This window comes from Aliterella atlantica CENA595 (assembly GCF_000952155.1).
Lineage (GTDB): Bacteria > Cyanobacteriota > Cyanobacteriia > Cyanobacteriales > Chroococcidiopsidaceae > Aliterella > Aliterella atlantica.
Genome location: NZ_JYON01000021.1, coordinates 65,884 through 89,024, shown reverse-complemented (window position 1 = coordinate 89,024; position 23,141 = coordinate 65,884). Strand labels below are relative to the sequence as shown.

Annotated in this window: 23 protein-coding genes and 1 pseudogene; 8 read left to right on the top strand and 16 right to left on the bottom strand. The window is 40.9% G+C overall.

The features are described 5' to 3' along the window. Positions 1 to 23 precede the first annotated feature (23 nt). Positions 24 to 803: a PD-(D/E)XK nuclease family protein gene (locus UH38_RS17615; RefSeq protein WP_045055993.1), complete on the bottom strand. Its 780-nt coding sequence runs from the start codon at positions 801 to 803 to the stop codon at positions 24 to 26. Positions 804 to 892: 89 nt separating this feature from the next. Between UH38_RS17615 and UH38_RS17610 the strand changes: the two genes are divergently transcribed. Together UH38_RS17610 and UH38_RS17605 are read left to right on the top strand one after the other, a co-directional pair. Beyond that, positions 893 to 1,081 (top strand): hypothetical protein, encoded by a 189-nt coding sequence (locus tag UH38_RS17610; RefSeq protein WP_045055992.1) that lies wholly within the window; start codon positions 893 to 895, stop codon positions 1,079 to 1,081. Between the two features lie 60 nt (positions 1,082 to 1,141). Continuing rightward, complete coding sequence (locus tag UH38_RS17605; protein WP_235355327.1) at positions 1,142 to 1,465, top strand: type II toxin-antitoxin system death-on-curing family toxin; 324 nt, start codon at positions 1,142 to 1,144, stop codon at positions 1,463 to 1,465. Positions 1,466 to 1,618: 153 nt separating this feature from the next. Here UH38_RS17605 and hemJ read toward each other — a convergent pair whose 3' ends face one another. Continuing rightward, entirely contained in the window at positions 1,619 to 2,188 is a 570-nt protein-coding gene (hemJ, locus tag UH38_RS17600; protein ID WP_045055990.1) for a protoporphyrinogen oxidase HemJ, read from the bottom strand. Positions 2,189 to 2,296: 108 nt separating this feature from the next. Next, a complete protein-coding gene (locus UH38_RS17595) occupies positions 2,297 to 3,727 on the bottom strand; it encodes a carotenoid oxygenase family protein (protein WP_045055989.1) in 1,431 nt (476 codons plus the stop codon). Positions 3,728 to 3,872: 145 nt separating this feature from the next. On the opposite strand from UH38_RS17595, the gene UH38_RS17590 reads away from it, so the two are divergent. From UH38_RS17590 to UH38_RS17580, 3 genes are all read left to right on the top strand, one after another. Then, positions 3,873 to 5,087 (top strand): phosphate/phosphite/phosphonate ABC transporter substrate-binding protein, encoded by a 1,215-nt coding sequence (locus tag UH38_RS17590; protein ID WP_052672435.1) that lies wholly within the window; start codon positions 3,873 to 3,875, stop codon positions 5,085 to 5,087. Positions 5,088 to 5,105: 18 nt separating this feature from the next. Continuing rightward, a complete protein-coding gene (locus UH38_RS17585) occupies positions 5,106 to 5,996 on the top strand; it encodes a mechanosensitive ion channel family protein (RefSeq protein ID WP_045055988.1) in 891 nt (296 codons plus the stop codon). A 190-nt stretch (positions 5,997 to 6,186) separates the two neighbouring features. Next, positions 6,187 to 6,624 carry a hypothetical protein gene (locus UH38_RS17580; protein ID WP_045055987.1) on the top strand — a complete coding sequence of 146 codons (438 nt, stop codon included), beginning with the start codon at positions 6,187 to 6,189 and terminating at the stop codon, positions 6,622 to 6,624. 286 nt (positions 6,625 to 6,910) lie between these two features. Here UH38_RS17580 and UH38_RS17575 read toward each other — a convergent pair whose 3' ends face one another. The 3 genes from UH38_RS17575 to UH38_RS26855 form a co-directional block, all read right to left on the bottom strand. After that, on the bottom strand, positions 6,911 to 7,315 hold the full coding sequence (locus UH38_RS17575; RefSeq protein ID WP_045055986.1) for a type II toxin-antitoxin system VapC family toxin: 405 nt from the start codon (positions 7,313 to 7,315) through the stop codon (positions 6,911 to 6,913). Continuing rightward, complete coding sequence (locus tag UH38_RS28255) at positions 7,315 to 7,557, bottom strand: hypothetical protein (RefSeq protein ID WP_045055985.1); 243 nt, start codon at positions 7,555 to 7,557, stop codon at positions 7,315 to 7,317. Before UH38_RS28255 ends, UH38_RS17575 begins: the two co-directional genes overlap by 1 nt. Before the next feature lie 139 nt (positions 7,558 to 7,696). After that, positions 7,697 to 7,837, bottom strand: coding sequence for a hypothetical protein (locus UH38_RS26855; protein WP_160295986.1), 141 nt, complete (start codon positions 7,835 to 7,837; stop codon positions 7,697 to 7,699). A gap of 285 nt (positions 7,838 to 8,122) precedes the next feature. Between UH38_RS26855 and UH38_RS27940 the strand changes: the two genes are divergently transcribed. Further along, complete coding sequence (locus UH38_RS27940) at positions 8,123 to 8,257, top strand: hypothetical protein (protein ID WP_268748899.1); 135 nt, start codon at positions 8,123 to 8,125, stop codon at positions 8,255 to 8,257. A gap of 261 nt (positions 8,258 to 8,518) precedes the next feature. On the opposite strand, the gene UH38_RS17565 is transcribed toward UH38_RS27940, so the two are convergent. The 7 genes and pseudogenes from UH38_RS17565 to UH38_RS17535 form a co-directional block, all read right to left on the bottom strand. After that, entirely contained in the window at positions 8,519 to 8,995 is a 477-nt protein-coding gene (locus tag UH38_RS17565; protein ID WP_045055984.1) for a hypothetical protein, read from the bottom strand. Between the two features lie 275 nt (positions 8,996 to 9,270). Further along, positions 9,271 to 10,431: a Wadjet anti-phage system protein JetD domain-containing protein gene (locus tag UH38_RS17560; protein WP_045055983.1), complete on the bottom strand. Its 1,161-nt coding sequence runs from the start codon at positions 10,429 to 10,431 to the stop codon at positions 9,271 to 9,273. Beyond that, a pseudogene (locus UH38_RS28445) lies at positions 10,424 to 13,782 on the bottom strand (ATP-binding protein). The gene UH38_RS17560 and the pseudogene UH38_RS28445 overlap by 8 nt, the downstream one beginning before the upstream one ends. Next, a complete protein-coding gene (locus UH38_RS17550; RefSeq protein ID WP_045056010.1) occupies positions 13,760 to 14,338 on the bottom strand; it encodes a DUF4194 domain-containing protein in 579 nt (192 codons plus the stop codon). The pseudogene UH38_RS28445 and the gene UH38_RS17550 overlap by 23 nt, the downstream one beginning before the upstream one ends. Positions 14,339 to 14,343: 5 nt before the next feature. Beyond that, on the bottom strand, positions 14,344 to 15,798 hold the full coding sequence (locus tag UH38_RS17545; protein WP_045055982.1) for a DUF3375 domain-containing protein: 1,455 nt from the start codon (positions 15,796 to 15,798) through the stop codon (positions 14,344 to 14,346). A 290-nt stretch (positions 15,799 to 16,088) separates the two neighbouring features. Beyond that, positions 16,089 to 16,490, bottom strand: a complete 402-nt coding sequence (locus UH38_RS17540) for a hypothetical protein (protein ID WP_144405710.1) — start codon at positions 16,488 to 16,490, stop codon at positions 16,089 to 16,091. Positions 16,491 to 16,615: 125 nt separating this feature from the next. After that, entirely contained in the window at positions 16,616 to 17,608 is a 993-nt protein-coding gene (locus tag UH38_RS17535) for a Rieske 2Fe-2S domain-containing protein (protein WP_082065425.1), read from the bottom strand. A 52-nt stretch (positions 17,609 to 17,660) separates the two neighbouring features. Between UH38_RS17535 and UH38_RS17530 the strand changes: the two genes are divergently transcribed. After that, positions 17,661 to 18,449 (top strand): TetR/AcrR family transcriptional regulator, encoded by a 789-nt coding sequence (locus tag UH38_RS17530; RefSeq protein WP_045055979.1) that lies wholly within the window; start codon positions 17,661 to 17,663, stop codon positions 18,447 to 18,449. A 53-nt stretch (positions 18,450 to 18,502) separates the two neighbouring features. Here the strand turns inward: UH38_RS17530 and UH38_RS17525 are convergent, their stop codons facing one another. The 3 genes from UH38_RS17525 to gatB all read right to left on the bottom strand — a co-directional run bounded on the left by UH38_RS17525 (position 18,503) and on the right by gatB (position 22,202). Further along, the gene (locus UH38_RS17525) at positions 18,503 to 19,153 is read right to left on the bottom strand and encodes a Uma2 family endonuclease (protein WP_045055978.1); all 651 of its coding nucleotides are present in this window, start codon (positions 19,151 to 19,153) and stop codon (positions 18,503 to 18,505) included. An 85-nt stretch (positions 19,154 to 19,238) separates the two neighbouring features. After that, on the bottom strand, positions 19,239 to 20,561 hold the full coding sequence (gene argJ, locus UH38_RS17520; RefSeq protein WP_045055977.1) for a bifunctional ornithine acetyltransferase/N-acetylglutamate synthase: 1,323 nt from the start codon (positions 20,559 to 20,561) through the stop codon (positions 19,239 to 19,241). Between the two features lie 156 nt (positions 20,562 to 20,717). Beyond that, positions 20,718 to 22,202 (bottom strand): Asp-tRNA(Asn)/Glu-tRNA(Gln) amidotransferase subunit GatB, encoded by a 1,485-nt coding sequence (gene gatB / locus UH38_RS17515; RefSeq protein ID WP_045055976.1) that lies wholly within the window; start codon positions 22,200 to 22,202, stop codon positions 20,718 to 20,720. A gap of 304 nt (positions 22,203 to 22,506) precedes the next feature. On the opposite strand from gatB, the gene UH38_RS17510 reads away from it, so the two are divergent. Beyond that, positions 22,507 to 23,130: an NUDIX hydrolase gene (locus tag UH38_RS17510; protein ID WP_045055975.1), complete on the top strand. Its 624-nt coding sequence runs from the start codon at positions 22,507 to 22,509 to the stop codon at positions 23,128 to 23,130. Positions 23,131 to 23,141 lie beyond the last annotated feature (11 nt).

Below are 23,141 nucleotides of genomic sequence, written 5' to 3'. Positions count from 1 at the left end.
CAATTATGCTAAAAGTTTGCAGTTTATAAGGACAATTCTTGAATATCAGCTAAATTTGATAGCCAGTTTTGGTTAATGCTTTCTTCTTTATCGTAACGATCGCGATCGCAGCGCGTCACAAATTGGCAATATTCGCATTCTCTACTACCATTTGCTACTTGCGGAAATGGTTCGCCTTGTTCGTAATGTTCTAGCCATTTAGTAAGTTGAGTCAGTAGTCGATTGAGTTTTTGTCCTGTTTGCTGGTGTTGGGTGTTGTTATAAGTAAATGTCGAACTTTGCGGTTTATCTTCAGATTGCACAAACCAGTAAGTCATAGACATCTGTTCGGGCAAATATTCGCTGGTTTGGGCTAATACGTAGAGATAGAGTAGTGTTTGCCAGTTTTGCCCTAATTTGCTGCGATTTTGGGGTTTAGGGTAGGTTTTCCAGTCGAGAATTTGACAAGTGCGGTCGCTTGCTATCAATAAGTCATATATTACTGTCAGCAGATGTTCTTCAATTTGCAAGGTGCGACAGTGTTCGCTTTCACGGAAATTGCTGTTGGAGTTGGGCGATAGTATTTCTGAAGCTGCACCAGCAAAAGCATTCATCCAGCGTTGCAGTTGTGCGTCTTCCTTAACTAAAGCATCTATAGGTAAACCTAACTCTCTTTGTTGCATCAACAAATGAAAGCGACTACCAGAACTAAGGCGTTCTTGTTGCTCTAAGTTAGTAGGAGAGCCAAGCTGTTCTAAGTATGTATGTTGAAATTGACGCGGACAACGTTCTAGTATATTTAGCTGTCCTTGAGATAAGCGCATAAAGCTACAGGTTACTAGCTTTATCTATTTTACGCCTAATATATAAAGCTAAAGTTAGAGTAGGCAATTATCAAGCGCGATCGCATTTTATGAATACCAAAGAACAAATCATCCAAGAAATCGAACAATTACCAGAACCACTTTTAGTAGAAGCGTTAGAATTTGTGCGTGCTTTGCAAGTAAAGCCACAAGCCAAAGCACCGAGTAAAGCAGTTCAAGCTTTTTTAGCTTCTTTAGAAGAACGTAAGGAGGTTTACCAGCGCCTTGCAGACTCCTAATTTTTAGAAATATCTGATATCCTCGAAATCCACCAAATTCTAATCGATAGGCTTGGTGGTATGTCTGGAATTAGAGACGAAGGGTTGCTAAAATCTGCGCTTTCCCAACCCCAGGCGACATTTTTTGGTGAACTGTTGCATCCTACAATTCACGAACAAGCTGCTGCTTACCTCTACCACATTGCTAAAAATCATCCGTTTTTGGATGGCAATAAACGTACAGCTTACGGTGCAATGGAAGCATTTTTACGCTTGAATGGCTACAACATAAACTTGTCTGACGAGCAAGCTTATAACATGGTGATGCAAGTAGCTCAAGGAGAGATGTCTAAGGAAGTGCTTGCTAGTTTGCTAGAGCAGCATATAGTGCGATCGCTATTTTAGTAAACTTGTTGCACGCAATTAATTGGCGAACGTAGATGGACGCAGATGAACGCAGATAGAAATTTATGTATTGCTACTTTGAGAATGAGGAAAGTACCTCGATTTAGTAAAAAGGACACATTTTTAGATGCGCCCTTAATTTATGATTTTTACCTATTCTTGCGGTACTTCTGTTAACACGCGCTCTTTATCAAGTCTGCGTTTTCTAGCGTATAGCTGAATAGTTGCTGCCATTGCAATAATCATTGCAAATATTACCCAGGCTGTTAGATCGGTAGGTAAGTTGTCTTTGAAAATTGCTAACATTACAATCGCAACGAGCATTACAGTAGGTGCTTCGTTTAAACCTCTTAGCTGCTGACTGCTCCACTTACACTCGCCTTTCTCTAATTGTCTCATCAACCGCTTGCAATAATGGTGATAGCCAATCAAAGCGACAACAAATGCTAGTTTGATGTGCAACCATCCTTGTTTTAGCACGTCAGGCTCAGTAGATATTAACCCAATTGCCATTGCGATCGTTACATACATCCCTGGATTGGTGATAATACCGTACAGGCGTTTTTCCATCAACTGGTATTGTTCTTTGAGAATTGATTTTGCAGGTTCCGGCTTTTCGTCAGCCTCGACGTGGTAGATAAATAGACGTACTAGGTAAAATAATCCAGCAAACCAAACGACAAAACCAACGATGTGAAATGCTTTAAACCAGTAATAAGCCATAAATTTTGTTGTTCATCTTAGAGATATTATTTTGCGCCAAGACGCATAGATATTTTTACTGACAAGTGCATCTTGACGCAGCTTAATTTAGCAAATCCTCATCAAAATTTACGCAGGATGCCATGTACCATGAAAACCTGGGGGAATTACACTAGGTAAAGCTAATCTGCAAACAGGTTCCCTATCTAAGCCGTCGCTATCAAATACCCAAACTTCGCTTGTATCGGTATTACCATCGTACACAACTGTTACTATCCAGCCTAAATCGGGGTTTTCACTTTTGGGTGCATATATGGGTTCTGTGGGATAGTGGTTTTCTCCCATATCGGCTACTGTGAGGATTTTAGTTTGGTTGTCAAAACGAGCGATCGCTCCTAACAACTCTTTGCTAGTATCTACACCAGGGCGATGCAGCGATAAATAAGTCTGACTGGCTGCTTTTCCTACGTGCTGCGGTGGTACAACTGGAAATTCACAATGATTGTCTAATATCTGCTGCGATCTTACTTTGCCATTAGTGGGGTGAACAACTGTTTCCCACAAGCTACTTTTAGCAGTGCGATGAGTTTCACCTGTGGCTACTTCTTTAAGATATTGATTGGTTTGGAAATCCTCATAGCGGATAATATGGGCAACAATTGCACTACTATCATCTACATAGCCATTGGCGAAATGCCACTGATACCAAGGTTCCGCTTCAATCCGACTTACTAGCGATAGGCTATGGCGATCGAAAACTAATACTTGAGTTCCTAGTTGTGGCTGCCACTCTAGAGCATCGCTGTAGTTGCTTAATCCTAATAGTAGCGGTAATGGATTGACTCGTACAGGTGGGACAAAAAATACTAAATATTGCCCTGCTAAAACAAAATCATGGATGAGGGGAATGCCATCTAAGGGAAATTCTGTCTTTTTGGTAATTTTACCTGTGCGATCGCTTTTATAAATATTCAGTTTGGCATTTATACCAGGACTAATCCCAAAATTAAATATTTCTCCTGTCTGTGCGTCGCATTTAGGATGAGCAGAATAAGGTAAGTTGTTTTCCAGCGCTCCTAATTCATCTGTACCCCAGGTTGCCAAAGTTTCTAAATCTAAAGCATGAGGATTTCCACCTTCCCACAGTGCGAGTAACCTATCTGGTAAGGCTAAAACTGAGGTATTGGCAGCGTTTTTGATTGGTTTAAACCATTGATTCCAGATTGCGCCTGGTGCTGTCATCCCATAGTTACCATACAACAAGCGATCGGCGTTTGCTTCTTCTTGATATCCTGCTGTCTGTACGTAGCGATAAGTAGCTTCTGCACCATCAGCACTAAAATGGACTGCTAAAATTGCGCCATCGCCATCAAACCAATGCCCTACTTTTATCCCACCACGTTCTAAGCGTGCCGGACCGTTGCGATACAATGAACCGCGTAAGCCTTGCGGTATGCTGCCGGAGATGATAGATAACTTTGTAGGAGCAAATTCTTTGGCTGGTTGGGCGATCGCTTTTGACCAAGCTTTATTAGTTGACAGTTTCTCAATTGTATGCATTAGTAATTACAAAGATCGACACCTCTGTACTACTTTAGTTCGCTAGGACTAGAGACGACAAAACTTAGCTTGTTTTGCACAAACTGCTGATTAGAAGTAGTACATTAAGGAAACTTGTGTATCGCCTAATACATTAAGGCAAACAATGAAATTTTTAAAAGACAAGTCTAAATTAACTATAGGATCTGCGCTAGGTATTGCGATCGCGTTAGTTGGTGTTGGTGCATTTAGTAGTTGGCAATCGAGTCAAGCGTGTCCAAATAAAGGTGAAAAGAAAATTTGGAATAATTGTTACAAGGATTTGCGATCGCAACCATTAGTTATCGGTGTAGCAATTCCACCACAAGATGCAGATTATCTCACTTTAGCACTTTACTTACAAAAGCAACTTAAAGGTAGAATCAAAGTCGATAGAGACGCTCCCTATTCAGAAATTTCCCAACGCATAGTTAATAAAACATGGGATGTAGCGTTTACTAGATTTCCTTTATTTTCAATTGCAGCAGAAGATAATGGCTACGTTGGCGTTGCTACTATGTTTCCTGAATCAACACCTTATTATCGTTCGGCGTTATACGTGCGTTCGGATAGTTCTATTGAATCTATTGCTGACATTAATGCATACACCACTATTGCTTTAGGTAGTCCAGAATCAGCACCAACATTTCACTTACCTATTTATACTTTGTATGGTAAAACTATGCGCGTAGGTACTGGTTACTCGCCTAGAGAAGCTATGAAATTAGTTAAAGCAGGTAAAGTAGATATAGCAGCTAGCAGGTATGACAATATTAAAGGCGATCGCAGTTTGCGAATCATTCATGTCAGTAAAGCTATACCTGGTGCGGGTGTATATTTATCGCCAAAACTAGCTAGTGAAGATCGAGAAAAAATTAAAAAATTACTTTTAAATGCGCCAGAAAAAGTTCGCAGTAAAGCTAATTATAATATTGGACAGATTCCTAATTACGGTGAGTTAAGAAAAATTGTCAATAGGACAAACACAATTGTCAGTTGTCCTGGTTTTGACGTAAAATCTTTGAATTTAGAAAAAACAACTAGACTATTTTGCCAGCAGCAAAAACAAAAAGCGCTCGTTATAGAAGGTAAAGTAACAGAGTATAAAGTAGTTACTGCTGAAAATGTCGAACTTAAAGTATTAACGCCAGATAACCAAACTTATATAGTAACGGTGTCTAAACAAACTTTAAATCAAATTCCCATCGATCCTATAGATGCAGTAGATGAATTAATTCAATTAAGAGATATTACACCTCAAAGAATAGGGGAAGAAAGTTGGCGAGTAGTAATTACAGAACCAGAGCAATTAGCTTTACTCAGCGATTTTAGCCTAGATTAAAAGTAGATATAGTAACGAATGAAAGCTTTAATTCAAGAAATACAATCAAGTCTATTGCGTCTAACGGGTAGTGTAATAGAATCGCTACCAGGAATTATTTTTGCAATTATAATTTTATTGATAACTCGATATATAGCCAATGTTACTAGGCGAATGTCAATAATTGCGGGGAAACGCATACTCAAAAGTGACTCTTTGCGTTCGCTACTTATTCAAATTACATACGTATCTACTTGGGTTGCAGGGGTTTTGTTAGCTTGTATATTTGCTTTTCCCGACTTAGGATTAGGAGATATTGTTGGCTTACTGGGATTAAGTTCTGTAGCAATTGGTTTTGCTTTCCAAGATATTTTCAAGAACTTTTTAGCAGGAATAATACTATTATTAAATGAGCCTTTTCGCTTAGGCGATCAAATCATTGTTAATGAGTTTGAAGGAACAATTGAAGATATCACTATTCGTTCTACGCAAATCAAAACTTATCAAGGAGAACGAGTAGTAATTCCCAATGCGATCGTGTTTACAAGTCCCGTTCAAGTATTAACAGCAATGCCTCACCGCCGCACAGATTTGGCATTGGGTATAGACTACAATACATCTTTATCGACGGCAATGGAAACACTACTTGAAGCGATAGACAATGTACCGGGAGTATTGTCAAGTCCAGAACCCGAAGTAGATGCAGTAGGATTTGGTGATAGTTCCATAGACTTAATGATTCGCTACTGGACATTGCCGCAGAAAGTCCAAGTGCGTCAAACTAAAACCCGCGTGATTGTGGCTCTAAAAAAAGCTTGCGAACAAGCAGATATTTCTATTCCCTATCCTATCCGCACGTTGTATTACTACAATAATGGCGAAGATGGTGGACAACGCTTTCCCACTTCTGCTAGTAGCGATTTAGGCTAAATACTTAGTAAAGAAATGTATCCTAAAGCAGATGAAACTAACAAACACGAATTTTCCAGACTTCAATCTATCAAAATAGGGAACTTAGTTGCCAGGATAGGCTAGAAAAACCTCTATCTAGAGAGCGTTTTGAGCGTTCTATTAAATCGAGTAAAAAGAGAATGCTAAATCTTAAGGAAGATTGTATTCTATGAAGCTAAATAATTTTACCAAACAACTTTCTACGCTAGGACGCTGGGTAGCTACAACAGTATTTTGTTTTAGCGCGATCGCATTTGTGTGGCAAGGTGGATTTTTCGTAGATAATTCAGCAATGGCATCGCCGACATTAGTTGCCTCTAGAGACGCAGGTGATAAAGTTAAAGACGCAGCAGATGATGTTGCTAAGGGTTCCAAGAACTTTATTCGCGATACAAAAGACAAAGTTGAAGATGCAGCTAGTAGCAATGCTAGAAAAGTTGATAAATCAACTGGTGACGATGCTGTAGCTGAACGCAAAGCAAAGAGCGACAGAGATACAATTTACGACAGAGCAGAAGAAGATGCATCTCGGACAGAAAAAGCAGTAGATAAGTCCATGAATGCTGTAAAACGCACTGTTGATAATATCAAAGACGCTTTTAACTAGCTTGTAAGATTTGGTCAGTAGGGTGCGTTGCCTGGGCAACGCACCCTACTGTTGAATATAGAATAGAGATCGCTCGGTACTAAGCAGACTTGGCTGAATATTGAGCGATCGATTCACAATGACTTGACTGTGAATACCAGTAGGTAAGCTTTCGATTTTTTCCCTACCAACGAAACCACAGTATAAAGTTTGCGATCGGTAGCAGACAACGCACTCTTGACAATTAGTGTTTCTTATCCATCTGCTCCAGCGTGTTTTTATTCTGCCGTTTGCACCAGCCAATTTTCTAAGACTGTCGCCAATTCTCGGTCTGTAGACCAAGAACTCGCTCAAATTCTCGTTGATTTGCTGTAATCATGAGTAGGTTGTGTTCAAGCGCAGTAGCCGCAATCAAGACATCGTAAGCACCAATCGGCTGTCCTTGAGATTTTAGCGCAGCACGGATTTGAGCAGCTTTTTCAGCCTCTACACTACTGAAAGGGAGAATTATTACAGAAGCTAGAAAACTGGCAATTGTTGATTCAACCTTCTTAGCACGTTGCGGATTGAGTAACAATCCGTAGCTTAACTCCATAACCGTAATTACAAAAACGGCAATTTCACTAGGCGGAGTTTGCTTAAGCCTAACTTTTGTACCAATTTCACCCTTAATGAAGTCGCTAATAACGCAGGTATCGAGTAAAAATCGCATCACAATAGCTCTGGTTCACAAGGCGGAAGGAGTTCATCACGGTAGGATTCAAATGCAGGGAAGTCGGGAATTCCTTCATAGGACAATATAACCTCCGACCATTGAGAACTGAAAACAGATGGCGTTTGAATTACTCGGCGTAAGGCTTGCAGAATCAATGTCTGGAGCGGAATATTAAACTGAGCCGATTGACGGATCAAGTCTTGTTCAATATCTGGCGGTAGGTCGATCGTGATTTGCATCAGTTTTCTCCATTAATTATTAAACTCAGTTTCGTACTCTCCCTTAATTCCGGCTTCAATCGCTTTCACAAATGAGCTAACCCCCACCGATTTGAAGCTTTTTGGAGTGCTGCAAAGATAAATGCCTATTCTCCAACCGTCACTCGCTCGAAGTTGAGTTTTGCTCTACCTGCTTCACAGTTTCCGCCATAATAATTTGTTGCTCAGATGCAGTTGAAGTCGGGTAAGTCTGAGTAAGACGATTGAAAATTTGCTGGCTCTCATCAAAAGCTTCTACCAAGTTTTGCTCTAAAGCATAATTGTGTTAAGTACCAATTTAATCTCTATAAATAGTGCTGTTAACATGAACAGCATCTACAGATATTATCAGCTAGGTTTATCCTCCCTGATTTAGAACACCAGAAACGTTTCCAGCCATATACCTGCTTCCATATGTTGAATAACTATTAGTACACAACTCTTTTTCAAAGATAACTTCATCTAAAAGTGTTTGAACCCTGACCTCTGGCTCAAAAGATAGCTCGACAGAATCAATGCTAATGGGTTTTGCAAATCAACTGATAGCTTGAGCAGACTAACAGTTGCGATCGCAACTGTCAGTATCTTTGCTTACTACCCAAGCGACTTTGACCAGTCTGTTGCACCAGAATTATTAGCCGCCTGTCTACTATACACGCTAGGAAATAACTGGAGGCGCTAATTTCCATACTCTAGAATACTCTTTAATAACCTGCCGCCCTGTTTGAGAGAGAAATTTGGTCAAACCTTGAGTAGCAATCTTGGCGGAATCTCAACGGCGCTGAAACTCTCCTTCTTGGCTATGATATCTTTTGGCGAGATAAATCATTGAGTTTGTAACATAATGTTTGTTCATTAAGTGAAAATTGCAGCCTAGTAACATAGATAAGATAGCTAAATTGGCAGATATTTCATTCTCTATCTCCTCAAATTGCATTGTTATCTAATATGAATAAATAGTTGCGTGAGATGCTTTGCAGAGGATCTCCCAAAGGGCTGTTAGTTCAGTAATATCTGGCACAATAATTTTCTTCAAAATTGCATTAGAAAAATAGATTGTCTCTCCAGCTACCCATTTAGATATAAGGTTGTCACGTTGTCGTAAAGACGAAAATTTTGCAATCATTAACGCCTCATATACTGAACGTAGTAGCACTAAGGCAGAGCCATATAAACCATCTATTGTTAGGATAAGACTTGAATAAATCGCAATTTCATTTTTAATTAATGCTGATATAATCGGTGCTTCCGCATCGCTATGTCCAGTAAGGTTGTGTTTCCCTAGAAAACCATGAAATAACTCAGCATACTTATACTGTGCATTCATGCATTCTTGTATCGCTGAGATACGCTCAGAGAATTTTTCTTGCGAGAGAGAGCGATTGATCTGACGTTGTTTCTCCAATTCTTGAAATTGCATAAATATTAAAATCTAAGTTACCGATTACACTAATTTATTAATTATTTGTAATTAAATCATAGCTACTTTTACCGCTAAGAAATCAAAGCAAACCAATTGTTTTTTATACTGAAACTTTTGTACAAGCATCATGGCTATTTTTACGTGTAACATACAGAAACTTTCTTCCTAGCATCTATATTTGAGATTATACAAAAGTTTTCTTATGTCCACCCAATAGGGGATATTGTACTAAAAGATTATATATATCCTATTGATTTACTCTAAAACTTTACTTAGATAAGTTGCACCAAATTTTGCAAATAATAGTTAGCATAATCTTGACTAATATGTTCTTGTTCTAGACGTTTTCCATAAAGCGATAGATAAGCATATAGAGACTGTTCTTCACCAGTCAAGTGAGGTAAAGTTACAGTACCCCCACTAGAATCAGGAACAGCAAATTCTTGGAAAGTTTCAAAGGTTTTAATGTCCATCATTATAGATATTGTTTGAGGAAAGTGCGATCGCAGTTGAGAAAGAATCTTAAATCCGTCAACATCCAAATCACCCCAATAAAAGATAGGACACTGTGATAACCAAGTAACAGATTTTAAAGCTTGAATCGCATACCCACCACCAAAAATTGCCAGACCATTGTTTTGACCAGGGAAAGTCAGAAAATTCATTAAATTTTCTGTAATAAAGAATCGGTGAGATTCTAAGCAAAGTTGTCTAAATTCAGAAATGGGCGTACTGATATCAAAGAAGGGCAAGCTATATCTAGCTTTTATTGTTCGATCTAAGACTCTAAAACGAATAGTTGGTTCGCGGTAACGCAGAGAAAAACGCTTTTCAAAAACACATTCTCTTTCACCTTCTACGGAGATAAGCTGTTCAATTGGTAAGATAGCTTCTAAAAGCCTACGCAGAATATCTTTATTTTGTTCAATGAATTTGGTGTGAACTTGAATAGGTAATTCTCGAATATACAAGTTAATTTTAGGGTTGCTTTGAAAATACTGGCAAACTTTGAGTAAATCATGCCAGTCGCTATGCTTAATCACTTCTAAGGGATTTTGACAAAGCCACCAATTGAGTTCGGGGACTGCTACACGGATAAGGTCTACATCTGCTTTAAATTTTATAAATTCTTGCTCTTTTTGTATCAGCTTTAAGTAATCTTCCTCAGTTTCAATACTGATGCGTTTAGGGAGGGATTGTTGCCCGTGTTTATGAGTTTTACGAGACTTTAGTTCAAGATTATAGCCATAACATAAATTTTGTTTTGAATTATCAATCAACTGAGTTAATTCTGTCCGCAAAACAAGGTAATCCTTGGGCAAAGAGCCTATAGAAAGTTCAAGGGGGAAAAAGTTTTCTTGTGTGAGAAATGAACGAAGAAATAAAGAATAACAACTATTGGCTTTTTGTAGAATCTGAGCAGGATTAATCACGAGTTTGGATAAAAGTAAGCTGGCAATTTTGTCTATATTCTTCAATGAGAATAGAGGAAATTTTTGAATAGTTTCCTTCTAATGCGTTATAAACGAAGTGAAGGCTAGAAATGTAAGACTCAATTACATTGATTTTATCTTTTGGAGTTACAACTAAAAGTTGTAAGTTTAAGTTTTTAAATAGTTGCATTGCATAACGAGCATTACTATCATCGGATTTACTAAATGCTTCGTCAATTACCACAAAACGGAAAGACTTATTTTTTCCTGTATCTTGACTTAAGCCAAATTGATAGGCGATCGCTGATGCTAAGATAGTGTAGGCTAATTTGACTTTTTGCCCGCCAGATTTTCCTGATGAATCGGTATGGTGTTCTTTTTCAGCGTTATCTGAGCGGTAGCGTTCGCTGACCGAAAAATCTAGCCAATTACGAACATCGGTAACTAAACCCGTCCATTGGTCTTGAGACTTAAATCGTTCAATTAAGCGACTTTGAATATTTTTAAATCGTTCTTCGTTGTCTTCAGCACTATAACGAGCAATATCGCCTAGACAAACAATCAAATCTTGCTTAAAGTCTCGAATTTCACGGTAACGGGTTGATTCGCAGCATAATTTAATATAAGTAGAATCTGTGTAATTAATATTCTGCAAGGATTCATTTAGTTCTTCTATACTTTGCTGGATTTCCTCTTCTTGCTTTTCTAGAGAACTCTTGAACATTGATATAGCAATGATTACTTTCTCATTCATCAATTGTTTAAAACGTTTTTCGTGAGGATGTAAGTCGTCTTTCTCTATTTGAATTTTAAGTTTAAGATATTCATCTAAATATTCCAAGGATGTTAGCAGTTCTGAGGTTATTTCAGGAAAAACACTTTTAAATTTGTACATTTGCATAGTTAACAAACTACCAGATGTATTTTGCTGTTGCTCTCGTTGACGGAGTTGTTCTTGAAGAACATCGCGTAAGGTTTCCTCCTCTTGAGCAATCGTCTCTAAACTCATCTGTTTCGTGATTTTGGTACTCCAGCGCGTTGCAAATGCCTGAATATCTTGCTCAGTAATTGAGCGCATTTTAGCATCACATTCTTTCTGTTGGCTCTGATTATTGCGTTGTTTAGTTCTAAGAGTTTCAATATCTCGAATTAAATTGTCGCGGTGTTGTCCTGCTTGAGCAATTTTTTGTTGAGCGCTCTGAAGGTCTGTTTCTAGCTGCTTGAGACAATCGGAACTAGCTTCTAATTGCTGTTTTTGCTCTTGAAGTTTGAGACGATCGCTTTCTATTGTTCGCCAATCGATTTCCGAGAAATCAACAAACTTCATAAAGTCTTGCAGCCACGATGTTTGTTGCATCCGTTGGAGCGCGATCGCGCTCCAGTTGTTGTACTTTTTTATCAATTTGCGTAAGTTCTTGATTGATTTGCTTTAACTCAGTTTCTAACGCTCTAATCTTGCTAGCGTTATTCCAACCCAAAATATATTGACTGCGATCGCTAATTTGGAAGCGATCGTCTTTTTCATGCCGTTCTGCTCCATGTTTAAGCAGTCCTGAGCGGGTGATAGCAAGAGTTTCATGTTGGAACTGCTCTACTGTATCGCAACAAACATAGCTAAATTTACGCACCAATCGATCCCGCAACCATTGCGAGAATGTATCGTTGTCTTGCTTAATTTCTAGCTTGTGAGGAATTTGCTGCGGATTGAGGGCGCGTTGTGTTGGACTGGTAACTGCTGGAGTCACGCGATAGTAGACTAACCTTTCCTTCAAATCAGTCCGATATACATAAGCATTGACTGCTTGATAATGAGCCTCAGAAACCAAAACGCACAAGCCAAACCCTCGAAGCAGGCGCTCGATCGCACCTTCCCATTCCTGTGCCTCAAGGCGGACTTGTAAAAGCTCTCCAACAAAGGGCAGATCGCTTTGGGATAGATTTAAGTCACGGACAAGGCGATCGCGGATATCAAGATTAGTTTTAGGAATCTGGCTTTTGCGGCTGCGGAGAGATTTTAACTCATCTTCCAGTTTTGCTTGTTGTTTTTGCAGATCGCTACGCAGTGCAATTTCATCATCCCTTCGTGCTACTAAAGTTTGCAACGCTTCATCAATGTCTTGCTTTAGTTTTTCTCCTTTTGTTCTTGCTGCATAAAACGTTGTGCTGTCAGTGTATGGAAGTAAATCTAACTGTTGAGCAAGGCGATCGTATTCTTTTGTCTGATTTTTCTTGCTAGTTAGCTCTTTTTGCCGTTGTTCTAGTTCTCGCTTGAGTTCTTGCAATCTTTGCCCAACGCTATCGTTACTGATAGAAATCTCTAACTGCTTCTCTTCCTGACGTAGATATTCAAGAGTGCGATCGCACTGTGTTTGTTCATCTTGCAATTGAGTTAGCTGCTGACTGGTAGATTCCAGTTCTTGAGTTAACAAGCGGAATTTTTTGCTGGCAAAGAAAGCAGGAACAATGGGTAAAAAGCTCTGTAGCTTTGCAACTTCGTTTTTTAGTTTTGCATATTTTTCTGCTTCTTCCAGTAAGCGGTACAAGGGACCCTAATTGTCGGCGGGCTTTTTGAATTGCCTCGTGAGAAATTGTGAGATTCTCATAGCTTTCTTGCAACTCACGAATCTTTGTCTGCACATCTGTCTTTTCCAACATATGATTGCGAACAAAGTCATTTAATCCGCCAATCTCTTTGATGCTGACGGTTTGATTGAACAAATCCAAGGCTTTTTCCGATTGTAAGCCGAGGCGTTTGCGAAATTGCTGGCTGTACTTCCCAAATTCGTCAAAGACTTCTACCCCGCTTGCTTTTAAGTGTTTCTTTAAGTCTGCAATTCGAGTAGATGAAGTGAAATGAGAATCGATCGCAAGTTCGGTATTAGCGGTCGCAAAAAACTTACGCACAGAGCCAGCTTCTATCCACAACACCTGTGCTAGCGTTAGGTCTTGCTTGGTCAGGCGATCGCTAAAATATGCCAGCAATACTGTCAGCGTTCCATCTGTTCGCAGCAATTTGGGTTTTGAGCCATAGGATTCTTCCACGCGGGTACGACCATACGCCCCTTGCACGTAACTTTTTTCATCGCGTTCTTTTTTACTTGTAGTGCTAGAAGCCTGATTATAGTTGCGGCGCTTATTAGCAACCAGTAAAGTTAGCAATGCATCCACCAATGTGGATTTTCCCGAACCGTTCGCCCCAGTAAGCAAAGCCATATTGCCCAGCAAATTCATCACCCAAGGGCGTTTGTCGAACGTACCCCAGTTCAGCACCTCAAAGCGTTGGAGACGAAAGCCTGCTAGCGCATCAGGGTTGTGACCATTTAATTGGTCAAGATACAGTGGGATTTGCATAGGTTTCTAGCTTTTGTTTTAGAAGTTCTAGGGTATCTGCATCAATTTTGGCTTTGAGGATGGGACGCACTTCATAATTTTCATCTTGTCCAGACAGGCGTTTTAAGAACCCAAATTCGCTAGTTTGCTTTATCAATCCCTCTACCTCGCGCCGAAATCTGTCTTCATTATTTTCTTCCGGCAGGTAGGGTTGTAATAAATCTCTAATTTGTTCAATGCTAAGGATTAATTTGCCAATAGCGTCGCTGGCATCAAATTGTCGTAATTGATCGCGCAGCAATACGCAAAAAACTGTGACTGTAAAGCTCAACTGACGACGAACAGTTAGTCTAGGCAGGGGTTCTGTCCGCTCTTCTGGCTCTGGATCTGGTTGCTCTAAATAAGCAAAGCCTTCCGTGTCATAGTTTTGAACTTGCAGACCAATCTTACCAAAGTATTCTTTAATGGGAGTCAAATAGCTTTGCAACCGTTCCCAATGGGGATCGTCATTGTAAATTGCTCCTTGTAGGAGCTTGATAATTACTGGGGCGTAGGGTTGCGGTGGCTGAGGTTGCATTACTCTCAACGGCGAAAAACGATCTGGGGCAATTTTAGATGCAGTTGTTTATCTGACTCCAAGCTGGAGATCGCAATCTCATCAATTGTACTGGTATTAATAGAATGTCGTCGATCGCCTTGACTAGCGATCGCTAGATAAGCCACAATTTCCGGCAATCCCTGACTTACTGGATAGAGTTGGAGCAACTGGGTTAGCGAAACGGCGGAATGATGTGCCAACAAAGCATCAATGCGTTGTGCTAACTCGTCCTCATTGACATAAAACTGCTGATAAAGTTCGGCGATTTCTTCCTCTAGGGTATCTTCCGGCAAGTTGCTAAAATCTAGAGAAAAAGTTGGTGTCTCCGACTCTTCTAAAGGATGTAGCGGACGCTCCATTATCAGATTTACCGCAGGTTCGCATTCTAGTTGCCAAAAATCTGACTCTGCGCTTGCACGATCTGCCACTTGTAGGGCAATTCGTTGAACATCGGTGATTAGTTCCGCTACTCGTCGATTTTCCATTAAGTTGCGCTCATCCAACATCTGTCGCAGTTTTTCTGTTAATCGATGGTTGGATTGCACGATGTATTCACCCGCATCAATCAAATTGCGCTCAATCCGGCGCAGTAGCCCATTCTCCCTAATTAGGGGCTGTATTTCTTCTAGTTTATAAACGTCTTGAATCAAGGATCTGAGTTCCTGTCGCTTGCTTGGTGACATTAAAAAATTCCAGAAAGCGTAGAAACTGCGTCCCTGGTCAGACTCTTTCAATTCCCCGTCGGCATCCAATACCCTGCTGACTACTGCACCTTTACAAGCATCTTGCTGAAGTTGAGCTTCCTTTATAGTTCGAGTTAGGTTGCGAAAATTTTGTTCAATGTCTTTAAAATCTGCAATCAATTGACGAGTGACTTGATTTGCTAGAAAGAACCGTTCTTGCAGTTGGGTTTGATTGTAGAGAGCGACTTCTCCCGTTCGGCGAATTTGGTCGATTTCTTGCTGGAGGCGATCGCGATCTTGCTCTAACTGAGCAATCCGCTCCTCCACATCGGTGGTACTGCGATCGCGGATTTCTTTCAACAATGAGAAAATTTGTAAAAAGCGCGATTCTGTTCCTACAAACTCATGTTTTTGTTGTAAGTCTTCTAGCCAAGCGATCGCTTTCTCCGCCGCCGGAGTTAATGTAAATCTTGGCTCATCGCTACTATCAAAGATTTTCCGCAACAGCCCATCGTCGCACCATTCGCTCAGATACTCTTTAGGCGATCGGGGATGATAAAGGTCGGGATAAACTTCTTGTAGCAACTCTAGAGCGTCACTTAACTTTGCTTCTAACTCTAATTGCGCCACAGAAATATGCTGAGTTGCTTTAAATTGTTTGTGTAAAAAGCTCAAAATTAAGGCGGCACTGCGACTGCGGAAAAGCTTGAAAATCGGCGAGCTTTCTAACTCATATTTAATTTGTTCGTAATCCATGAAAATATTTATCTTTAAATAAATTCGCTGTACTCATTTCTGTGTATATATGCTGATGCGAGGCTTGAAGTTATCAGCAAACAATTATTCACTTGAACAAATTAGGCTATACAACGCTGGAAAAACTGTGAAAATGTTAAGGTGTGCGTCTTAGCTCGGCTATGGGCGATCGCACTCTCCACCCGCCTTAAAACACCATCTGAGCGCTCTCACACTAACTTGTTTTTAGCGATCGCTAAAAACAATCTGTCAAATTACGCCACCGAGATACTGCGCCTAACACAAAAACTCTATTGTCCTGAAGCGCCATCGAAAGTCTCTATTTGATAGCGTTGATAATCGCCATATGCATCAGCATCGGTGGCTACGCCCACAAAAACACGACCTTCCTCAGCATGAATACACCTTGCAAGGGAATCGCCACGACCTAATGGCACTGACCAAGAAACCTCTCCTGTAGAGCTATCAACTGCAATTAAGCTAGTTTGCTCTTGTTCTAAATATTTCTTACTGCCTTGATATACAACCCACGAGCCAATTGCTAGGAAAAAAACTAGCCAAAAGTGGCGCACAACTAAATTTAGATATTTAGAGAAAGTAGATTGACTCCTCTGCCAACTTGCAGTTCCACAGTTTGGACAGTGGTTTGGACTAGATTCAAAGCCATATCGACACTTTGAGCAAATCGGCATAAGTTTGAAGCTAGTGCTGCAAATACACTTTCATCTACAAGCTTTGACTTCTTGATTTTCGATCGCTCTCACACCACAATATCAAAAGTAGGCGATCGCAACTTCACCTTAAGATGCTAGAGTAACTATCTTGAAAGATTGGGTTCTACCACATTGGGAAAGCTATCAAAATTACGTCGCACCCAATCCATACCTACTTCATTGTTGAGCTTAATTTTCTGCGGAGTATCTGCATAAATTTTCTTCAGAATATCTGCATCTTGCTCGACTACAACCTTGCCAAAATTGAGATAAGTCTTGCCAAGTAGCTTAAACATGGGATGTCTAGCTTGCCCAAAAAGTAAAATATAGGTGCGCGTGCGATTTTCGGCTTCTGGAATAAAGAGATGACACTGCGCGGCTTTTCCTGTAAACGTTTCTCCATGAAAAATTACTAGCGATGGGAAGTGATTTTCTAGGTGAGCTTTAATTGTGCTGGGTAGTAAGAATAAATCAGGCTTTTTGAGTTTCTCTACCAAGCTATAAGGAGCAGTAGGCAAATCGTAAAAAGCTTGAGAATGATGCCCGTCATCAGTAAATTGATGAAACTCTATATCAGTAATCCGAAATAAGTCTCTATGAGTGCCATTTTGATGATTGTAGTCGTGCATATTCAACAGCATAGGTAGCAGAGGGGTTTCTACACTCATATCTGCGGTATGCCCCACAAAGTAGTAAGTCTTGGCAATCTCATTTAGGATGGTAGGGATTGGTATTTTTGGCTCGTATCCACCATAAGACCAAATAAAATCTCCCTGAACTATTAGCTCTAAAGGTTTTAACTGGGGTAATGTTTTCTTTTTACTTCCTGGCAAAACAGTGCAACCATTAGCATCGAACCCAAGAGCGTGAAACGGACACACTACAGCGCTTTTACCCTCTTTATCGACCTCGCACCATCCTGCTGATAGCATTGCTCCCATATGGGGACAAGCATTAGGCAAAGCATAAACGTTTCCTTCCGCATCTTTCCACATTACATAGTCAGCGCCATACAATGAAATTTTGCGCGGTTGGTTGACTACCAGCATTGACTTATGTGCTAACAACCAAGGCGCACCAGGAAGCATAGACTGCATTGCATTCTCCCTTAGTTATAAAATTGTGAGGAATTCGTCGTGTTTATAAAATATGACAAAAGATTCGCATTTGTCAAGAAAATTGCGCCGTCAACCTAAACAGCAGCGGGGGAAAGAGCGGGTAGAAAAAATCCTCGATGCAGCAGCAGCAGTATTTGATGCGGTAGGTTATGAAGCGGCGACTACTCATTTAATCGCCGCCAAAGCAGAAACGGCGATCGGTTCTCTATATCAATTTTTCCCTGATAAAGCTGCTATTTTTCATGCAATGGAGTTGCGCCATATCGAGAGCGTTAAGTTACTGTGGGCACAGACAAATACCCCTGAAATTGTGCAATTACCTCTGCGCCCAATGATTCAAGCTATAACTGGGGCGATCGCCCGTTTATTCGAGCAGCCTGTTTCACGGGTAGTATTTATTCAATTCTTTATCTCGCGGCAAATTTTCCAGTCGATCGATGAAAGCATGACTGCTGAAGCGATCGCTTTTATGGCGAGTATTTTGCAGCAACGCAACCCAAACTTAGGCAAGGCGCAAGCCAATCTTTTAGCAGAAGTTTGCGTCCATAGTGGCAATGCTGTCATCTTATCTGCACTGCGTAACCCAGACTTGCAGCACCGTCAACAGTTGATGCAGCAGATTGAGGATTTATTAGTGTCATATTTGCAACCGTACATAGGCGATCGCTTGTCTGACGCTGTAATGAAAGTAATGAAATGCCCGCACTGTCAATCGCCGCAGTTATCTAAAAATGGGTATCGAAGGGGAAAGCAGTGCTATGTGTGTAAAGACTGTGGCAAACAGTTTGTTGAGAACTCGTTAAATAGCGATCGCAAGTAAGTTTCCTATCCCTTGATAAATAGATGGGTATAGTACTAATTACTAGAGGCAAGTTAAGAAAGTTTACCCGTAACTTCTTTTACCCAACTTCTAAAAGCTCTAATTGTTGCGTTTCTGCCTTGAATTTTGCTCTGTTCGACGTACTGAGGAATGACATCAACTAAAGGAAAATTAGGAAAGTTGCGACTAATATTTGAGCTAACGTACTTGCCATTTTCTAGCACGTTTATCTCTAGATTTTGACCATCGTATCGCCATAACTCAGGTACACCTAAAGCCTCGTAGTTATCGAGACGAGTGCGCGAGGCAATATCAATTTCAATTGCTAAATCTGGCGGAGGATCTGTATTTAAATCTACTATGTCCTTCCCTCTAATTACTGCTTCATTTTGTATATAAAAACAGTCCTCAGCTTCTATTCCCGCTGCCATATCTTTATTTTTGAAAGTTGTAGAACCAAGACTCCAACATTCTACTTCTATTTCTTCACAAAGTGCTTTCACTAAATCGCCAATAATTACTTTACCTACTTCATGTCCTGGCAGTGGGGTCATTATTTCTAATATTCCTTGAAAATAATTGATTCTAGCAGCACGCTTTTCTCCTAATTCTTTTAAGATACCTTCATACATCTGCCATGAAACATCTTTTAGTAACAATTGCTGCCCAGGTGGTACAACTACTTGCTTTAACGCTACTTGCATAAATTCACTCACAAATTAACAGTTACTATCTAAAAAAATCGTCACGTCTCATGTAACTATTTTAGCGATCGCATCAACACGTAACTTAAGTGGTGTACTCAGCATTAATTTTCACGTAATCGTAGCTAAGATCGCAGCCCCAAGCTGTTCCAGTTCCCGCACCATTACCAATGCTGACAGATATTAAGATCGTATCGTCCTTAAGATAGCGATCGCTTGCACTGCGGTCAAAAGGTACAGATTCGCCACCTCCACTACTATTAACACTAACTACTCCTTGTTGTGGAACAGCGCTAGACGCTTTTTGCTTCATATAATTACTAGCTGCTGCGCGATCGAACGGTAAAGGTTGACCGTTTTCCATTAATAAGAAGTCACCTAACTTAATCTGCAAATTTTCCTGTTCAAAAGGTATGCCAGCACGCCCGGCTGCGGCGGCAATTCTGCCCCAGTTTGGATCGCGCCCAAATATAGCTGATTTAAATAACGCAGAACCCACAATAGTTTTAGCAACTTGCCTGGCAGCTTTTTCATCGCTAGCGCCAGAAACTTGCACCTCAATTAAACAAGTTGCGCCTTCACCATCGCGGGCGATCGCTTTTGCCAAATGCTGACATACAGCAGTAAGCATTGCTTCCAACTTCTCGGCTTCTGCGCCCATTTCTGTAATCGCTGGCGTGCGCGATTGTCCGTTAGCTAAAGCTATTAACGTATCATTGGTACTGGTATCGCCATCAACAGTAATTTGATTGAAACTTCTATCTGCTGCCCGACTCAACATTTGCTGCCATAAAGACGGAGAAACTGCCGCATCGCAGGTAACAAAAGCTAGCAGCGTTGCCATATTGGGGTGAATCATCCCCGAACCTTTGCAAATGCCGCCAATTCTGACTGGGCGATCGCCTAATGTAGTTTCTAAGGCGATCGATTTTGTCACCAAATCTGTAGTCACAATTGCTTGCGCGGCAGCATCGCTGCCTGTATCTGAAGCTTGGGCGACTAATTTAGGAATGCCCGATCGCAAAGCATCCATTTTAATTCTTTGTCCAATTACTCCAGTTGAAGCAAGTAAAATTGATTCTGAAGGTACGCTGAGGGCTTGTCCTAACAGCATGGCACTTTCTAAAGCATCTAGCCAGCCTTGGGAACCTGTCGCGGCGTTGGCTTGCCCAGCATTGCACAGAATAGCGCGGGCGCTGGCTTTAGCTTGTAGGTTTTGGCGACAGTAATCTACGCAAGCGGCGCGGACGACTGATGTTGTAAATACACCTGCGGCGATCGCTTCTACATCTGACAAAATTAATGCTAAATCTGGCAATCCTGAAGGTTTTAACCCTGCTGTAATTCCTGCTGCTTTATATCCTTTAGGTGCAGTTACACCGCCTGCAATTTCGTGCCAGTCTGCCATGATTTCCGCCCGTATATTTGTTGTGGTTGGAATTATAGCAGAGACGTTGCCACACAACGGTTATAGATTATCGTTTCCGAAATAATTGCGTACGTAATGTAGAGACGTTGCAGTGCAACGTCTCTACAATGTTGCGGTAATACCGCCCCACAACAATCAACCGTTCAATTTTTTGGCTAACAATTGATTGGTTAATTTAGGATCGGCACGTCCTCCCGTCTGTTTCAATACTTGCCCGACGAAGAAACCAAGTAACTTAGTCTTACCACTGCGATATTGCTCTAATTCTTTGGGATTTGCGGCAATAACTTGGTCAACGATCGCTTCTATTGCCCCTGTATCGGAAATTTGAATTAAGCCTTTACGTTCGACTAATTCTTTGGCTGAACCGCCTTCTACTAATAGTTCGGGCAGAATATCTTTAGCAATTTTGCCGCTGATCGTGCCATCTTCGATCAAATTAGTCAATTCTGCTAGAGTTTCAGGGTTGAGGGCAATTTCATTGATGCTGAGTTTTTTATTATTGAGATAAGCAGCAATATCGCCCATTACCCAGTTAGCAGCTTGTTTGGGATTAGCGCCAGATGCGATCGCTTTTTCAAAATACTCGGCAACTGCTTTATCATCTGTCAGTACCCGCGCGTCGTAAGCTGACAAATTCAACTCGGTTTCATAACGATGCCGTTTCGCTGCTGGAAGTTCGGGTAACTCACTGCGCCATTGTTCTAATTGACTTTTGGCAACCTCAATCGGTGCTAAATCTGGTTCGGGGAAATAGCGGTAATCGCTGCTTCCTTCCTTTACGCGCATACTAATTGTGCGTTGGCTGCCTTCTTCCCATAACCTAGTTTCCATCACAATGCGATCGCCTGCTTCTATAGCGGCAATTTGGCGTTCGATTTCATAATCAATCGCTCGTTGAATGGCATTAAACGAGTTCATGTTTTTGATTTCTACTTTTGTGCCAAACTCTTGTTGTCCAATAGGACGCACAGAGATATTTACATCGCAGCGCAAGGAACCTTCTTGCATATTGCCATCGCTAACACCCAAATATAGCAATATCCGCCGCAATTCTTGGGCGTATTCGGCGGCTTCTTGTCCAGAACGCATATCTGGTTCGGAAACAATTTCTACCAACGGTACGCCTGTCCGATTGAAGTCTACCAAAGAATAAGTCGAACCCGACAAGCGATCGCTACCAGCATGAACTAATTTGCCTGCATCTTCTTCCATGTGCAAGCGCGTAATCCCAATTTTTTTTCTAATTGGATTGCCATCAGCATCAACTAATTCAATCTCTAACCAGCCATGTTCAGCAATGGGCAGATCGTATTGAGAAATTTGGTAATTTTTTGGTAAATCGGGGTAAAAATACTGTTTGCGGTCAAATTTGCTATATGGAGCAATTTGACAATTCAAAGCTAACCCCGCTTTGACGGCATATTCCAAGACACGTTGATTGAGTACGGGTAGTACGCCTGGATAACCCATACAAATCGGGCAAATGTTTGTATTTGGCGGAGTGCCAAATTCTGTAGAACAGTTACAAAAAACTTTAGTGTTAGTCTTTAGCTGGCAGTGGGTTTCTAAACCAATGACAGCTTCATAATCAGTTTTGACAAGTGCTGCTGTAGTCATATTTCTATTGTAGATTGTGCTTGGAGCGACAATTGGCTGTTATTTTAACTTTCTAGCAGAACAAAGCGATCGCAGCTAGCTTTAGCGCCATTGCTAGATAGAGGCAAACAACGAAATTTTAGAATAATGTGAGAATAATCGCATGGGAAAGCATAGCATAGTTAATTTTGCTGTTGGCGATCGCTTTAATTATCTGGCATCGTTACTGAGTGCAGAGTGAGGTAAAAGATAGTGCATACGATTGTTTGAAGTTTAGTAGCATCTGCTCAAAAATACTGCAGTGAGCTTAGTTCAGGATGATTAAATGAGTTTAAAGTGGTTGGAGTGGGCGCAAAGATTACAGGCGATCGCTCAAAATGGGTTTACCTATTGTCAAAATCCCTACGATCTAGATCGGTACGCCCAAATGCGCCAAATAGCTGCCGAAATTATGGCAACTTATACCGATGTAGAACCTACCTTCATTCGCAATCTCTTCGAGCAAGAAGACGGTTATGCAACGCCTAAAGTTGACGTGCGTGGTGTGGTATTTCAACAAGACAAAATTTTGCTAGTCAAAGAGCGAGAAGACGGGTGTTGGACGCTACCTGGAGGTTGGGTAGATGTAGGAGAATCGCCTAGCAACGCAGTTGAACGAGAAGTTTTTGAAGAATCTGGCTATCTAACAAAAGCTGTCAAATTACTAGCCCTGTACGATCGCAATCATCCCCGTCACGAGCATCCACCCTTGCGCCACCATGTATATAAGCTCTTTTTTGGCTGCAAATTACTTGGCGGAGCGCCTGCGGAAAATTTAGAGACATCGGAAGTAGAATTTTTTGCCCAGGAGCAAATTCCCCAACTATCGCTTACCCGTGTTGTCCCTTCGCAGATTGCACGATTATTTGAGCATTACTATCAGCCCGATTTGCCTACAGATTTTGATTGACGGGCGATCGC

Bases quoted from the DNA above. Each gene is read 5' to 3' on its own strand.
- UH38_RS17605 (WP_235355327.1), top strand. From the start codon at position 1,142: ATGTCTGGAATTAGAGACGAAGGGTTGCTAAAATCTGCGCTTTCCCAA.
- UH38_RS17615 (WP_045055993.1), bottom strand. From the start codon at position 803: ATGCGCTTATCTCAAGGACAGCTAAATATACTAGAACGTTGTCCGCGT.
- UH38_RS17585 (WP_045055988.1), top strand. From the start codon at position 5,106: ATGAAAGCTTTAATTCAAGAAATACAATCAAGTCTATTGCGTCTAACG.
- hemJ (WP_045055990.1), bottom strand. From the start codon at position 2,188: ATGGCTTATTACTGGTTTAAAGCATTTCACATCGTTGGTTTTGTCGTT.
- UH38_RS17590 (WP_052672435.1), top strand. From the start codon at position 3,873: ATGAAATTTTTAAAAGACAAGTCTAAATTAACTATAGGATCTGCGCTA.
- UH38_RS17565 (WP_045055984.1), bottom strand. From the start codon at position 8,995: ATGCAATTTCAAGAATTGGAGAAACAACGTCAGATCAATCGCTCTCTC.
- gatB (WP_045055976.1), bottom strand. From the start codon at position 22,202: ATGACTACAGCAGCACTTGTCAAAACTGATTATGAAGCTGTCATTGGT.
- UH38_RS17545 (WP_045055982.1), bottom strand. From the start codon at position 15,798: ATGGATTACGAACAAATTAAATATGAGTTAGAAAGCTCGCCGATTTTC.
- UH38_RS17575 (WP_045055986.1), bottom strand. From the start codon at position 7,315: ATGCGATTTTTACTCGATACCTGCGTTATTAGCGACTTCATTAAGGGT.
- UH38_RS17610 (WP_045055992.1), top strand. From the start codon at position 893: ATGAATACCAAAGAACAAATCATCCAAGAAATCGAACAATTACCAGAA.
- argJ (WP_045055977.1), bottom strand. From the start codon at position 20,561: ATGGCAGACTGGCACGAAATTGCAGGCGGTGTAACTGCACCTAAAGGA.
- UH38_RS17535 (WP_082065425.1), bottom strand. From the start codon at position 17,608: ATGCAGTCTATGCTTCCTGGTGCGCCTTGGTTGTTAGCACATAAGTCA.
- UH38_RS17580 (WP_045055987.1), top strand. From the start codon at position 6,187: ATGAAGCTAAATAATTTTACCAAACAACTTTCTACGCTAGGACGCTGG.
- UH38_RS17510 (WP_045055975.1), top strand. From the start codon at position 22,507: ATGAGTTTAAAGTGGTTGGAGTGGGCGCAAAGATTACAGGCGATCGCT.
- UH38_RS17550 (WP_045056010.1), bottom strand. From the start codon at position 14,338: ATGCAACCTCAGCCACCGCAACCCTACGCCCCAGTAATTATCAAGCTC.
- UH38_RS17595 (WP_045055989.1), bottom strand. From the start codon at position 3,727: ATGCATACAATTGAGAAACTGTCAACTAATAAAGCTTGGTCAAAAGCG.
- UH38_RS17525 (WP_045055978.1), bottom strand. From the start codon at position 19,153: ATGCAAGTAGCGTTAAAGCAAGTAGTTGTACCACCTGGGCAGCAATTG.
- UH38_RS28255 (WP_045055985.1), bottom strand. From the start codon at position 7,557: ATGCAAATCACGATCGACCTACCGCCAGATATTGAACAAGACTTGATC.
- UH38_RS17540 (WP_144405710.1), bottom strand. From the start codon at position 16,490: ATGCCGATTTGCTCAAAGTGTCGATATGGCTTTGAATCTAGTCCAAAC.
- UH38_RS17530 (WP_045055979.1), top strand. From the start codon at position 17,661: ATGACAAAAGATTCGCATTTGTCAAGAAAATTGCGCCGTCAACCTAAA.